14 protein-coding genes are annotated in these 12,891 nt (G+C 72.6%); 9 read left to right on the forward strand and 5 right to left on the reverse strand.

The genetic code is table 11. The annotated features are described in order from the left end of the window. A partial coding sequence (locus C470_RS11135) for a carbohydrate kinase family protein (RefSeq protein ID WP_008367297.1) occupies positions 1-1,210 on the forward strand: 1,210 nt, incomplete at its 5' end. Positions 1,211-1,241: 31 nt separating this feature from the next. Here the strand turns inward: C470_RS11135 and C470_RS11140 are convergent. Both C470_RS11140 and C470_RS11145 read right to left on the reverse strand, forming a co-directional pair. Continuing rightward, positions 1,242-2,444, reverse strand: coding sequence for a hypothetical protein (locus C470_RS11140; protein WP_008367298.1), 1,203 nt, complete (start codon positions 2,442-2,444; stop codon positions 1,242-1,244). A gap of 105 nt (positions 2,445-2,549) precedes the next feature. Beyond that, complete coding sequence (locus C470_RS11145) at positions 2,550-3,638, reverse strand: asparaginase (protein WP_008367299.1); 1,089 nt, start codon at positions 3,636-3,638, stop codon at positions 2,550-2,552. Positions 3,639-3,945: 307 nt separating this feature from the next. On the opposite strand from C470_RS11145, the gene C470_RS11150 reads away from it, so the two are divergent. From C470_RS11150 to C470_RS11160, 3 genes are all read left to right on the forward strand, one after another. Next, a complete protein-coding gene (locus C470_RS11150; protein WP_004599550.1) occupies positions 3,946-4,167 on the forward strand; it encodes a hypothetical protein in 222 nt (73 codons plus the stop codon). 222 nt (positions 4,168-4,389) lie between these two features. Next, positions 4,390-6,048, forward strand: coding sequence for a DUF255 domain-containing protein (locus tag C470_RS11155; RefSeq protein WP_008367300.1), 1,659 nt, complete (start codon positions 4,390-4,392; stop codon positions 6,046-6,048). A gap of 122 nt (positions 6,049-6,170) precedes the next feature. After that, positions 6,171-6,977, forward strand: coding sequence for a TrmB family transcriptional regulator (locus C470_RS11160; RefSeq protein ID WP_004597171.1), 807 nt, complete (start codon positions 6,171-6,173; stop codon positions 6,975-6,977). Between the two features lie 311 nt (positions 6,978-7,288). Here C470_RS11160 and mptA read toward each other — a convergent pair whose 3' ends face one another. Continuing rightward, on the reverse strand, positions 7,289-8,215 hold the full coding sequence (gene mptA, locus C470_RS11165) for a GTP cyclohydrolase MptA (RefSeq protein ID WP_004597169.1): 927 nt from the start codon (positions 8,213-8,215) through the stop codon (positions 7,289-7,291). Between the two features lie 243 nt (positions 8,216-8,458). Between mptA and C470_RS11170 the strand changes: the two genes are divergently transcribed. The 3 genes from C470_RS11170 to C470_RS11180 all read left to right on the forward strand — a co-directional run bounded on the left by C470_RS11170 (position 8,459) and on the right by C470_RS11180 (position 9,620). After that, positions 8,459-8,752 carry a 50S ribosomal protein L21e gene (locus C470_RS11170; RefSeq protein ID WP_004597168.1) on the forward strand — a complete coding sequence of 98 codons (294 nt, stop codon included), beginning with the start codon at positions 8,459-8,461 and terminating at the stop codon, positions 8,750-8,752. A gap of 1 nt (position 8,753) precedes the next feature. After that, positions 8,754-9,110, forward strand: coding sequence for an RNA polymerase Rpb4 family protein (locus tag C470_RS11175; protein WP_004597165.1), 357 nt, complete (start codon positions 8,754-8,756; stop codon positions 9,108-9,110). Positions 9,111-9,185: 75 nt separating this feature from the next. Further along, positions 9,186-9,620: a universal stress protein gene (locus C470_RS11180; RefSeq protein WP_008367301.1), complete on the forward strand. Its 435-nt coding sequence runs from the start codon at positions 9,186-9,188 to the stop codon at positions 9,618-9,620. Positions 9,621-9,647: 27 nt separating this feature from the next. Here C470_RS11180 and C470_RS11185 read toward each other — a convergent pair whose 3' ends face one another. Then, positions 9,648-10,409, reverse strand: a complete 762-nt coding sequence (locus C470_RS11185) for a class I SAM-dependent methyltransferase (protein ID WP_008367302.1) — start codon at positions 10,407-10,409, stop codon at positions 9,648-9,650. After that, positions 10,367-11,170 (reverse strand): hypothetical protein, encoded by an 804-nt coding sequence (locus C470_RS11190; protein ID WP_008367303.1) that lies wholly within the window; start codon positions 11,168-11,170, stop codon positions 10,367-10,369. Before C470_RS11190 ends, C470_RS11185 begins: the two co-directional genes overlap by 43 nt. A gap of 102 nt (positions 11,171-11,272) precedes the next feature. On the opposite strand from C470_RS11190, the gene C470_RS11195 reads away from it, so the two are divergent. Continuing rightward, on the forward strand, positions 11,273-11,896 hold the full coding sequence (locus C470_RS11195; RefSeq protein ID WP_008367304.1) for a DUF655 domain-containing protein: 624 nt from the start codon (positions 11,273-11,275) through the stop codon (positions 11,894-11,896). Positions 11,897-11,973: 77 nt separating this feature from the next. Beyond that, positions 11,974-12,891: 16S ribosomal RNA methyltransferase A (locus C470_RS11200; protein WP_008367305.1), on the forward strand; the 918-nt coding region annotated here is incomplete at its 3' end.

The raw sequence follows: 12,891 nt of genomic DNA on the forward strand, positions 1-12,891 counted from the left end.
CGGCTCTCCGGCGGACGGCGACCGACGCGACGACACCTCCGACGACCACCGAGCCGAGGACGGCGAGGCCGCCGACGACTGGGACGAGACCGTCGCGGCGTGGGACCGCGAGGTCGACGAGTGGGAGGAGGACGTCCGCGAAGACGGCGGCGATGGAGTCGATTCCGTCGATGACGCCGTCGACGGCGATAACGACGCCGCCGACGTCGATCCCGCGGTCGACCGCGACCCCGACCTGACACCCGACGACGCCGACCGCGTGCCGAAGGTCGTCTCGGCGGGCCACATCAACTGGGACGTGACGATCCACGTGGACAGCCTGCCCGAGCCGGACGGGGAGACGCGGATCGACCGGCTCGAACAGTCCGGCGGCGGCAGCGCCGCCAACGTCGCGGTCGGACTCGTCGACCTGGGCGGCCAGTCGGTCGTCTACGGCAGCGTCGGCGGCGACGAGTCGGGCGCGCTGGCGCTGCGCGAGCTCGCCAGCGCCGGCGTCGACCCCGGGCAGGTCCTCGTCGACGCCGACGAGCCCACCTCGGTGAAGTACGTCATCGTCGACGGCGGCGGCGAGCTGCTGATGCTCGCCAACGACGGCGCCAACGAGTCGTTCTCCGCGGCCGGGCTCGACCGCGACACGCTCGCGGCCGCCGACCACCTCCACCTCACCGGGCAGCAGCCGGAGACCGCGGCGGCGCTCGCGACCGCCGCGGCGGAGTCGGGCGCGACGCGGAGCTTCGACCCCGGCCGCCGCGTCGCGGACCGCGAGTTCGAGGCCGCGCTCCACGCGAGCGACGTCCTGTTCTTAAACGACCGCGAGGCCGACGCGCTCGAAGCGGCGACCGACGTCGACCCGTGGGAGCCGGACGACCGCGTCGTCGCGATCAAGCTCGGTGACGAGGGCGCGACGGTCCGCACCCCGAACGGCAGCGTCTCGCACCCGGGGTTCGACGTCGACCCGGTCGACACGACCGGCGCGGGCGACGCCTTCGCGGCCGGGTTCCTCGCGGCCGCGCTGCGCGAGCCGGAGATCACCGGCGACGGGTTCTCGCACGACCCGCGCGACTACCAGGTTCCGATCCTCGTCGGCAACGCCTGCGGCGCGGTCGCGACCGAGTCGGTGACCGCGCGCACCGACCTCTCGTGGGACCGCGTCCGCGAGACGATGGGCGAGTCGCCCGAGACGGACCTCCTGATCGAGGTCCGCGCCTGACGCGCCGGCGGCTCACCGCCGAGTCGGGCGGTCACCCCTCGTAGTCGAACGCGACCGCGAGGTCGGCGGCGCCGAAGAAGACGAACCGGTACCGGCCGCGGACCAGGTCCGGACACACGCGGAGCGCGTCGGCGTGGGGGCCGCCCTCGACGAGCCCCGACTCGGTCATCTCGAACTCCCACTCCAGGCTCTCGCCCGGCGGGACCCCGATCGCCTCGTCGGTGTAGCCGAACGTCGCGTCGCCGTCGGTCCCGCGGAGCTCGGTCCACCCGTCCTCGGTCCGGAGCTCCAGGTTGTACTTCCCCCGGGTGCCGACGTACTCGACCCGCCCGGAGACGTTCGTCAGCTCGATCCGGAACCGGGTCCCGCGGCCGATCGCGAGGGGATCGGACCCGGGGTCGTCGTCGCCGGGGACCACGACGCGGAGCGCGAGCGGGCCGTCGCCGCCCGCGTCGCTGCCGGCGCCGCCCCCGCCGCCCCAGTTGACATCGCCGTCGTACCCCTGCGGATGGCGCTCGAACCCCTCCGTGTCGCAGTCGAAGCCGGCCGGGACGGTCGAGGGCTCGTGGTCGGGTCGGATCCCGCCCGCGAGGCCCTCCGGGTCGCGGATCCCGTCGCCGTCGCGAACCGTCCCCGTCTCGCCCCAGCCGTCGGTGACCGAGAGCCGCGCCGCGTCGGGGCGGGGATCGCTCGTGACGCGGAGCAGCGCGGCCGAGTACGTGACCGCCTCGCCGCAGGCGACGTCGTCGCTTTCCGCTCCCCGGACGGTCGCGTCCGCGGCGAGGGTCCCGTCCTCGACGGCAACCCCGTCGAACGCGATCTCGTCGTGACAGGTGTCGGGACCGACGGACTCGACGTAGAGCACGACCGACTCGGCGAAGTCGGTCTCCGCGACGAACGCGCGGGCCGCTTCGGGCGCCTCGCCCAGCAGCCACGAGGCGTCTCCCTCCTCGGTGATCAACACGCAGAACCCGCGCCGCTCGGTTCGGTCCCACGACGGGCCCGAGAGGGCGGCGCCGACCTGCTGGACCGCCGTCGTCACTCCCTCCGCGTCTCCGTCGACACCGTCTTCCCCGTCGGTTCCGTCGTTCCCGTCTCCGCCGCTGTCGCCTCCGTCGCCGCCGTCAGTCCCGTTCTCGTCCGCGGGGACGCCGGCCTCGATACACCCCGCGAGCGCCGCTGCGCTGCCGGCGGCGATGCCGTAGAGTGTCGTCCGTCGCGTGAGATCGGTCATACATCCGGGTACGCGGCCGATATATAAGGGCCTCCTGTAAACGAAAACAGGTGTCTGTCCCATCGCGGCGGGCGGTTTCGTCCGCTCCGTGCGTTCCCGCTCGCTTCACGCCGGCGGCGCGAACAGCGCCTCGATCTCCTCGGCGTCGAGGCCGGCGGCGAGGCCGAGCGCGAGCGCGACGCGCGCCTTCGCGGCCGGGAGGTCGCCGGCGAACGTCACCCCGTGCTCCGCGAGCGTGACGGCGCCGCCGGGCGTCCCGTACACCGGCTCCGTCGGTCCGGCCGGCGGGCGGCCGGCGACGACGACCGGGACGGCGTCGACCGCGTCGGCGATCGCGTCGCCGAGCGCGCCGGTGACGTTCCCGAGGCCCGTGCCCTCGACGACGATCCCGCCGACGCCCGCGTCGAGCGCGCGCTCGATCCCGCCCGCGCCGACCCCGGTCCCCGAGTGGACGACGGGGACCTCGGGCACGTCCGCGGGGCCCTCGATCGCGTCCGCGAGCGGGTCGACCGCGACGCCGCGCTCCGGCGTGCGGACCAGCCGCGAGGCCGCGCGGGTGAACGTCGCGACCGGTCCCGCCCCCGGCGAGGTCATCGTCGACAGCGCGTTGCTGTGCCCCTTCACGGCGTCGCGCGCGGCGTGGAGCTCGTCGTCGAACGCGACGTGGACGCCCGGCGCGAACCGGTCGTCCGCGGCCGCTCGGACCGCGAGCGCGAGGTTCGTGGGGGCGTCGCTGGAGGGCTCGTCGAGCCGACGCTGCGCGCCCGTGACGACGACCGGCGCGTCGAGGTCGGTGAGGATGTCGAGCGCGAACGCGGTGTCCGCGAGCGTGTCCGTCCCGTGGGTGACGACGACGCCGTCGGCCTCCTCTGCGACCGCGTCGCGCGCGGCCGTCGCCGTCGCGAGCACGTCTCGCCACCGCACGTCGAACCCGGGCTGTGAACACACCTCCCTCGTCGTCACCCGCGCGTGGTCGGCCACGGCCGGCACCGCCGCCACGAGGTCGTCGCCGGTCTTCTCCGGCGCTGCGCCGTCGTCGCCCGGTTCGGAGGCGATGGTGCCGCCGCAGGCGACGACCGCCACCCGGGGTCTGCCTCCGTCGGCGCGCGGGTCGGTTCCGTTCGCGTCTCGCTGTCCGTCGCGGCGCCGACCGGTCGGGGCCTCCCGTCCGTCGCGGCGATCGGTCTCGGTCATACCCCACCTCGCTCCCCGACGGACAAAGCGGTTGGTGCCGCGGCAGTCGTTCCGCGCCCGTCGGTCTCTGACCGTCGCCCGCCTCCGGCGTCGGCGGTCCGACCGGTCCGGTCGCTCCGGATCGGTCGAATCGCCGCGAGGCCGCCGGATCGCCGCCGATCCGGAAACAAAGGATTAGCAGGCTTAATAAACGGTTAAAATATTTCTGAGGCGGTTTTAAAACGTCCCGAGCGACCGAGAAATGTGGTGAAATTCGTCGAACCCTCGTCGGGCTATATGTGGTCCCCCGTCATACAGAGAAGTGTCCATGTCAACCCCCGCTCCCACCCAGATCGCCTCCGGCGAACGGCTCGCCGGGCTGATGACCGGCACCCTCAAGGCCGCCGCCTTCTGGGCGGCCATCGCCATCCCGGCGACGTACCCCGTCCTGCTGTACTCGGGGCTCGACGGCGGCACCGGGCAGCTGTTCGTGGTCCTGCTGTTCGCGAACGCGCTCGCGCTCGCGCTCGGTCACGACTACAAGCGCTGACCGGCGACGCCCGCCCGACGAGGCCCGACCCGAACCGCTCGTCCGAACGCCGACGCGCCGCGTGGACACCGGCGCTTCGCCCTCCTGCCCTCCGCTGTTTCCCTCCTGCCCTCCGCTGTTTCCCTCGCTTTCGTTCTCTCCGCCCTCCTTCCGCTGCGCCTCGCTTCCCGCGCCAGCGTCCGCTCTCGAAGCGCTTACCCCCGCCCCGATCCGACTGGGCGTATGAGCGACGAGACCCGCGTCGAGTGGCGCGACTGGGGCCCCGAGGCGTTCGCCGAGGCCGACGAGCGCGACCGCCCGGTGCTGCTCTCGCTGTCGGCCACCTGGTGCGAGGGCTGTCACGAGATGGACGCGATCACCTACGCGGAGCCGCGGATCGCGGCCAACGTCAACGAGGGGTTCGTCCCCGTGCGCGTCGACGTCGACCGCCACCCGCGGGTGCGCGAGCGGTACAACATGGGCGGGTTCCCGACGACCGCCTTCCTCACGCCCGAGGGGAAGCTGCTCACCGGCGCGGGCTACCTCGACGTCGACGGGATGCGGCAGGTGCTCGAATCGGTCCGCGAGATGTGGGCCGACAAGGGCCGCGAGGCGGGGCGCGTCCCCCGCGCGCTCGACGCCGACCTGCCGCCCCGCGGCGAGGTGACCGACGAGATAGAGAGCCACCTGGCGGGCCAGCTGGAGGCGAAGTACGACGCCGAGAACGCCGGCTGGGGGACGGACGCGAAGTTCCCGCTCCCGCGGACCGTCGAGTTCGCGCTGAAGCGGGACCGGAACCGCGCGCTCCGGACGCTCGACGCGGTCCGTGACCACCTCACCGACGACGTCGACGGCGGGTTCTTCCGGTACGCGGGCACCCGCGACTGGGGCGACGTCGCCTACGAGAAGCCGCTCGACACGAACGCGGCCGTGACCCGCGCGTTCGCGAACGCCTTCCTCTACACCGGCGACGAGGCGTACCTCGACCCCGCGCTCGACGCCGTCTCCTTCCTCACCGACGAGCTCTGGACCGGCTACGGCGTCGGCGGCAGCCTCGGTCCCGGGCTCGGCCGCGCCTACTACGCCGCGCCGGCCGCGGACCGCGCGGACCTGGACGAACCGCGCCGCGACCTCACCGTCTTCGCCGGCGGCAACGCGCTCGCCGCGGACGCGCTGCTCGCGGTGGCCGCCTACACCGACGACGAGCGCGCCCGCGAGTACGCCGACCGGATCCTCGACGGCCTCGAACGCGACCTGCTCGACGCCGACAGCGGCGCGGTGACTCACTACCGCGGCAGCGACGACGACGGGGAGACCGACCTGCTGGAGGACGTCGCCCGCGTCGTCGGGGCGTACGTCCGCGCCGCCGGGGTGCGCGGCGAGGGCGCCGACGTCGCCCGCGCGGTCGCGGACCGGGCGATCGACCGCCTTCACGTCGACGGGTCGTTCGTCGACGGGCCGCGCTCGGGCCCGGGGCTGCTCGACCGGTCGTTCCGGCCGCTCGACGCCAACGTCGAGATGGCGTCGTCCCTGCTCGACCTGGCGGCGCTCACCGGCGCGGAGCGCTACCGCGAGGTCGCCCGCGAGACCGCCAAGGCGTTCGCCGGCGCCACCGAGCGGCTGAGCGTTCAGGTCGCCGACTACGGGAGCCTCGCGGGCCGGCTTCGGCGCGGGACGACCGTCATCGCGGTCGGGACAGAACCCGGGAGCGACCTCCACCGCGCCGCGTGGCGGGTCGCCGACCACGAGAAGGTGATCGCGCCGAACGCCCACGAGGCCGACGCGCCGGCGCCGCGGACGGTCCCGGAGGGGACGGCGGTCGTCCTCGCGGGCGACGGCGCCTCGGAGCCGGCGGAAACGCCGGACGAGTTGATGGATCGGGTCGGCGACGTCCTCGCCTGACGTCCGTCACCGCGCCGGACCGACGAGGGCGATGTCGGCGTCGCGGGCGACCGCCGACGCGACGCCCGACGCGGATCGTAAACGGACGATGCGTTTATACGGGTGCCGAGGCATCCCAGGGTATGGCATCTCTTCGCGACTTGGGCCTCTCCGAGTACGAGGCCCGGGCGTACCGCGCGCTGCTCCGGACCGGGCCGACGACGGCGAAGGACCTCTCGCGGGCCAGCGAGGTCCCGATGGGCCGGATCTACGACGTGCTCAACAGCTTAGAGCAGCACAGTCTGGTCCGCAGTCAGGCCGCGAGCCGGCCGAAGAAGTACGTCGCGGTCGAGCCGGACGCGGCGCTCGACCGCCTCCTCGACGAGAAGAAACAGGAGCTTCAGACGCAGGCCGAGCAGTACGAGTCGGTCGTCGACGACCTCTCGACCGAGCTCGACGCCGGCGAGCCGGTCGACGGCCAGTTCTGGACCGCGGCGGTCGGCGCGGAGGAGGCGACGGACCTCCTCTTAGAGCGGATCGCGGCAGCGGAGCGCCGGGTCGTCGTGGTCGCCGGCGCGCCCGCGACCGGCTTCGACCTCGGCACGATCGGCGAGCGCGTGACCGCCGAGCTGGAGGCCGCGCTCGACCGCGGCGTGGAGATCCGGGTGCTGCTGTCGCCGGCGACGGTCGACGAGCTCCCCCGGAGCGTCGGCCGGCGGTACACCTCGGAGCTGGCCGACATGGAGGGGTTCGAGGTCCGGACGATCCCGGGAATCGACGGGACGTTCAACGTGTTCGACGAGATCGAGGTGTGCATCGAGGTGCCGCACCCGCTGTCGGCGGACGAGCCGTTCGCGATGATCGACGTGAAGGACATCGAGTTCGCGACGAGCGTGAAAGACCAGTTCGAGCCGCGCTGGGCCGAGGCGGAGCCGCTGACGTTCGGGTAAGCGGCTGACGACATCTGTTTATAACCGGTAGTGCGGTGGCGCGTGCCGACGAGCGCCCGCAGGGCGCGAGTCGCACGCGCGAGGGAGCCGCGAGCGAAGCGAGCGGCGAGGCTGGGGAGGTGTGAGGCTGCGGTGCGGGGCGGGACTCAAAGGGGCTTTGGAGATGGTCGCAGTCGATCGGTCGTCGATCATTTATAAGCCGGCGGCTGGAGATCTGTCGATCTTCACCGCACCACCGCTATCCACTTATAAAAAGCGACGGAATCACCCAAATACATTTAAAAACGCTCAGCGACCACGTCTACACGCTCTTATCGGTCGAGTTCGTCCCGCAGGTCGCCCAGCCGGACCTCGCGCTCGGCGTGAGCGTTGTGCTGGTGGATCGACTCGTCGTTCGACTGCTTCATGTGGATCACGGCGTCGTCCGAGAGGTGCGGGAACTCCTCGACGGTCCCCTCGGCGAGCGCGCGGACGCAGTCCTCGACGAACTTCGCGTCGGCGTGGGCCTCGTAGGTCATGTGGTCCTCGTCGGGCCGCTTCGCCATGTTGTAGATGCGCGCGCTCATCGAGTCGCGCGCGACGTCGATCACGTCGCGGAGGTCGACGTCGGGGTGGCCGTCGGTCGTGATCGTCAGCGTCGCGTGGCCGCGCTGGGAGTGGCCCGGCTGGGGGACGGCGTCTAAGAACTCCTCCGTCGTCTCTTCGTCGACGCCCAGCTCGGCGAGCTTGTCGCGGGCCCGCGACTCGCTCATCCCCTGCGAACAGGGGCAGACGGTCATCCCCGTCACCTCGGCGCCGATCTCCTCGCGGGTCCCGTCCTCCGTCGCCTCGGCGCTGGCGACGATCGTCGCCGTGCTCTGCGTCTCGATGCCGGACGCCGGCGTGTCCTCGCGGGTGACCAGCTCCGCCGACATCGACACCTCGGCGGTGGTGGTGTAGTCGTGCTTCTCGAGGAGTCGCTCGGCGGCGTCGCCGCAGACGTCCTCCACGCGGTACGCCTCCTCGCGGGTGATGTCCTCGAGGATCTCGTCGACGGTCGCGAGGTTCCGCGACATGTCGATCCCCTTCCGGCCGCTCGGGAGGTCGACGAACACCTCGAACTCGGCCATGAGGACGATGGGTCGCTTGTCGCCGCGCGCCAGCTTGACGAGCTTCTCTACGCCGGTGACGCCGACCTGTGAGAGCCCGACGGTGACGTCGGGGGCCGAGGCCTGTACGTCCGGCAACTGATGACTCATTACGAACATGATAGGGACTGCCGGGATTAGCCCTTTCGGAAGGGGGAGGTGCGTCCGATTGTCGCGCGCGTGCGACCCGGTCGCGCGTGAGAACGGGGACACCCGACGGCCGCGGCGAGGGCCCGTCGATCGCGGGCCGCCGGAGCCGCGGCGCGCGCCGATCGCCGCGTGTGTGAGGGCTCCACGCCCCGCGGGCCGTAACGCACGATTTATAACGGCGGCAGCGGAAGGTGTCCCAAGACCATGCCGAGTTCCAATGGGCCGCAGAAGGCGACTCGCGACAAGCTCTCGAACAAACCCCGCAACCGCGGCACCTCCCCGCCGCAGCGAGCGATCCAGGAGTTCGAAGAGGGGTCGCAGGTCCACCTCAAGATCGACCCGAGCGTCCCCAAGGGGCGCTTCCACCCGCGGTTCGACGGCCGTACCGGGACCGTCGTCGGCAAGCAGGGCTCCGCGTTCAAAGTCGAGATCCCGGACGGCGGCAAGACGAAGACGCTCATCGTCACCGCCGCCCACATGAGCGCGCAGCAGAACTGAGATGACCATCTTCAAAGAGAAGCTCGACGAGGAGTACGTCACCACCTCCGAGGCGAAGGAGATCCTCGTGGAGATCGAAGACGAGCGCGCGGAAGACGAGGACCGCGACCTCCGCTACGAGCTGGCTCGCGCGATCGAGCACGTCAATCGGTTCGCGAAGCTCGACGCCGACGAGTCCCGCGAGCTCGTCGAGGAGCTGGCCGAGCTCGACCAGATCGACGTGCCCACCGCGGTGAAGATCACCGACCTGCTCCCCGAGGACCGCACCGAGCTCCGTTCGGTGTTCGCCCAAGAGCGCTACTCGCTCGACGGCGAGGAGCTCGACGAGATCCTCGACGTCGTCGCGAAGTACGCCTGACCGCGCATCCCACCCGGCCCGGCGGGACGGGTCGCCGACACGTTTTTTCAGATTTCCGCCCGTAGGTAGCCCCGCATGTACCAGACCACCCTCGTGCCGACCGGCGAGGGCGACGCCGCCCTCGACGCGGTCGACGACGCGATCGAGATCACGGCGGCGGACGGGACGGTACACGTCCTCGGCGTCGTCGAGGAGATACCGATGTACGACCGCTCCGGCAAGCCGGAGAAGTTCGACGAGGACGACCCGGAGCGCCGCGAGCGGCTGGCGGCGGCGGTCGACCGGGTCGCGACGGCCGTCGCGGACGCGGGCATCGACAGCGAGACCGCAGTTGAGTCCGGGGTCCCGGCCCACGAAATCGCCGCGTACGCGGACGCCGTCGACGCCGACGCGGTCGTGATGGGCAAGCGCGGCCTCGACGCCGCGGCCGACGACCTGCTCGGCAGCACGACCGAGCGGGTCATCCGGAGCGCCGACGCGACGGTCGTCTCCGTCCCCGTTTCCGGGTGACCCCGGACGACCGCCCGCTCCCGCGCGTCAGCCGTCGCGACCGGCCTCGACGACGATCGTTCCGAAGACGCGTCGGTCGCGCTCGCGGACGGGAGCGCCGTCGTCGAGCGCGCGCCGCGCCGCCGCGGTCCGCTCCGCGAGCCGGCCGAGCGGATCGTCGGTCCGGGCGTCGAAGAGCCGACCGTTCAGCGCCACGAACGCCCGGAGCGCGGCGTTCGCCGCGCGGTTCCCCTCGGGGACGAACGCCGCGACGACGACCGCGTCCGCCAGGTCGCACCAGCGGCGCACGACGGCGTACGGGTCGGCGAACAGCGACGTGACGAACGTCGCGAGGACGCCGTCCGCGGCCGCGACCGGCGGGCGCTCGGCGTCGGCCTCGACGAGCGAGACGTTCCCCCAGCCGCGCCGCTCGACCAGCCCCGCCGCCCGGTCGAGCATCCGGGCCGAGACGTCGACGCCGACGACGCGGCCGCTCGGCCCGACGGCGTCGCGGAGCGCGGGGAGGTTCACGCCGGGGCCGCAGCCGAACTCGACGACGGTGTCGCCCGGCGAGAGGTCCAACGCGTCAACGCAGGCCGCGCGGACGCCGCCGACTGACGCCGTGGCCCGCGCGAACCAGTCGTAGGCGCGGGCCCAGGCGTCGTAGCTACGCCGGATCCGGCGGAGGCGTCCCGGGTCCGAAGCTGCGGGGTCGCCGCCTGCCGCGGACCCGTCGCCCGCGGACCCGCTCTCGACGCCGTCGCGGGTCACGGGTCGGCGCCGACCGCGGCCGGCGGCGTCTTCGGCCACCACTGCTCCGGGCCGTCCCGGGCGACCGTCGACTGGCACTGCTCCGAGCCCGCACAGCCCCGCGGCCGCTGGTAGGCTATCCCGCGCTCCGCGAGGTAGGTCACGTACCCGTCGTCGACGCGGTCCAACTTCTCGTGGCACACCCACCGCTTCCCGCAGGTCCCGGCCGCGACGTTCCGGTACGGACAGGTGAACCGCGTCTCCTCGATCCCGCCCGCCGACGCGGTCTCGTCGATCCGCACGCCGACGGACCGGTACGCCAGTCGGAGCCGGCGGACGACCGCGGGCGGCGACGACGCGCCGAGGAACAGGAGGTGCGCGAGCGCGTACCCGAAGTCGTGGAGCAGCCGCTCCCCCCGCGTCAGCGACGCCCGATCGCCTTCCAGCCGCGACCTGAGGGTGCCGTACCACTCCGCTATCTCGCGGACCTCGTCGGTCAGCGCCGCCGCCCGCGCGAGCGCCTCGCGACGCCCCTCCAGCGTCGTCGGTCCGTCGGAGAGGCGGAACGAGGGCACCGCCTCGACGTGTTCGAGCACCCGTTCGCGGAGGCAGTCGCCGTCGGCGTGCGCCGCGGCGCGGCGGCGGAGCTCGGGATACCAGTTCCGCGTCAGAGCGCCGTACGCGCCGTCGAGAAGCTCGTCGGCCCGACCGATCTCCGTCGCCGCCGTCGCCTCGCCGCCGTCCGAGTCGCCCGCGTCGGCGGACGCTCCCGGGAACGCCTCGACGAGTCGAACCACCTCTTCGGGGTCCGGTTTTGCCATGGTAGCACGTCGCATCCGACGCTATTGAATCCGACCGTCGGCTGACGCGGACGCCTCCGCCTCGCCAGCGGTTTTTTCACCGCTCGGAGCGATAAACGATACATGAACAACGCCGACGGCGACGGGACGCCGGCCGACGATCGGAGCGGGGGCGACGCCGCCGCGGACGACGCCGCCGCGGACGACGGCCCGACCGCCGTCCTGCTCGACGTGCTGCCGAACGGGCGTCCCGACGACGACCGCCCGCAGTCCAGCAAGTCGCCGGTGGCGTACGGGCTGGGGGCCGACTCGTTCGCGCTGTACGAACTGTCGCTCGCGGGCGACGCGGACGTCTCGGTGGGCGACCGGATCGCGCTGGACGGGTCGGCCGTCGGCCGCTACCGCGAGGTGTCGTTCGACGATCTCACCCGGAACGCGGCCGCGGAGATCGAGTACGCCGCGGAGGCGATCGTCGAGGCCGACGAGAAGCGGTTCGTCGACTTCTACAACGAGGCGGGGCCGATCACCCTCCGGCTCCACCAGCTGAACCTGCTGCCCGGGATCGGCAAGAAGCTGCGGAACGACCTGCTCGACGAGCGGAAGCGAGGGCCGTTCGAGAGCTTCGACGACGTCGAGGAGCGCATCTCCGGGCTCCACCGCCCGCGAGAGGTGATCCTCGAACGGATCGTCGAGGAGATCCGCGAGGACGACCTGAAGTACCGGACGTTCGTCGGCCGCGAGGAGTGAGGCGGCGCCCTCCCTCGGAGGCCGCTCCGGTGACCCCGAAACGAGGCTTTTACCCGAACACCGCGTGTACCCCGGCTATGACCGACTCATCGACGGGTGAGGGCGCCGCGTACGGGAGCCGCGACCCCGACGCGCTCGCGAGGCGGGCCGGCGCGCGCGCCGACCCCGACCGCGACCAGCACTTCCTCGTCGACGACCGGGTCCTCGACCGGATCCCCGGCTACCTCCCCGAGGACGCCGACGCCAGTCACCTCCTCGAGATCGGCGGCGGCGCGGGCGCGCTCACCGACCGCCTGCTGGCGACGGCGACCGCGGACGCGACCGCCGACCGGGGCGCCGCCGACCCCGACCCCGGCCGCCTGACGGTGATCGAGCGCGACGGCGCCTTCGCCGAGTTCCTCCGCGAGGAGTTCGCGGCCGCGGTCGCCGACGGGCGCCTCGACGTGGTCGAGGGCGACGCGCTCGACGTCGATCTCCCGCCCTTTACCGCCTGCGTCGCCAACCTCCCGTACGGGGTCTCCTCGGAGATCGCCTTCCGGCTGCTCCCGGAGAAGAAGCCGCTCGTGTTGATGTTCCAGGCGGAGTTCGCCGACCGGATGGTCGCCTCGGCCGGCGAGTCCGAGTACGGGCGTCTCTCGGTGTCGGCGCAGCACTACGCCGACGTGGAGATCGTCGAGCGCGTGCCGAAGGAGGCGTTCGACCCCCAGCCGGCCGTCGAGAGCGCGGTCGTGCGCTGTACCCCCCGCGACCCCGACTACGCCGTCGGCGACGAGGCGTTCTTCCTCCGGTTCGTGAAGGCGCTGTTCACGCAGCGGCGCAAGACGGTGCGGAACGCCGTGCGGAACACGGCGCACATCTCGGGGCTCGGTGACCCGGACGCGGTCGTCGACGCCGCGGACGAGGAACTCATGAGCAGCCGCCCCGGCACGCTGGAGCCGGCCGCGTTCGCCGCGCTGGCGGAGCTGGCCCGCGAGCGCGGCTCCCCGACGGAGGCG

It is taken from the genome of Halorubrum distributum JCM 13561 (genome assembly GCF_000337395.1).
In the GTDB taxonomy this organism is placed as follows: Archaea; Halobacteriota; Halobacteria; order Halobacteriales; family Haloferacaceae; genus Halorubrum; species Halorubrum distributum.

Coding starts and splice junctions, on each gene's coding strand:
- C470_RS11190 (WP_008367303.1), bottom strand. CDS start 11,170: ATGGCAAAACCGGACCCCGAAGAGGTGGTTCGACTCGTCGAGGCGTTC.
- C470_RS11145 (WP_008367299.1), bottom strand. CDS start 3,638: ATGACCGAGACCGATCGCCGCGACGGACGGGAGGCCCCGACCGGTCGG.
- C470_RS11175 (WP_004597165.1), top strand. CDS start 8,754: ATGACCATCTTCAAAGAGAAGCTCGACGAGGAGTACGTCACCACCTCC.
- mptA (WP_004597169.1), bottom strand. CDS start 8,215: ATGAGTCATCAGTTGCCGGACGTACAGGCCTCGGCCCCCGACGTCACC.
- C470_RS11180 (WP_008367301.1), top strand. CDS start 9,186: ATGTACCAGACCACCCTCGTGCCGACCGGCGAGGGCGACGCCGCCCTC.
- C470_RS11140 (WP_008367298.1), bottom strand. CDS start 2,444: ATGACCGATCTCACGCGACGGACGACACTCTACGGCATCGCCGCCGGC.
- C470_RS11195 (WP_008367304.1), top strand. CDS start 11,273: ATGAACAACGCCGACGGCGACGGGACGCCGGCCGACGATCGGAGCGGG.
- C470_RS11155 (WP_008367300.1), top strand. CDS start 4,390: ATGAGCGACGAGACCCGCGTCGAGTGGCGCGACTGGGGCCCCGAGGCG.
- C470_RS11160 (WP_004597171.1), top strand. CDS start 6,171: ATGGCATCTCTTCGCGACTTGGGCCTCTCCGAGTACGAGGCCCGGGCG.
- C470_RS11170 (WP_004597168.1), top strand. CDS start 8,459: ATGCCGAGTTCCAATGGGCCGCAGAAGGCGACTCGCGACAAGCTCTCG.
- C470_RS11150 (WP_004599550.1), top strand. CDS start 3,946: ATGTCAACCCCCGCTCCCACCCAGATCGCCTCCGGCGAACGGCTCGCC.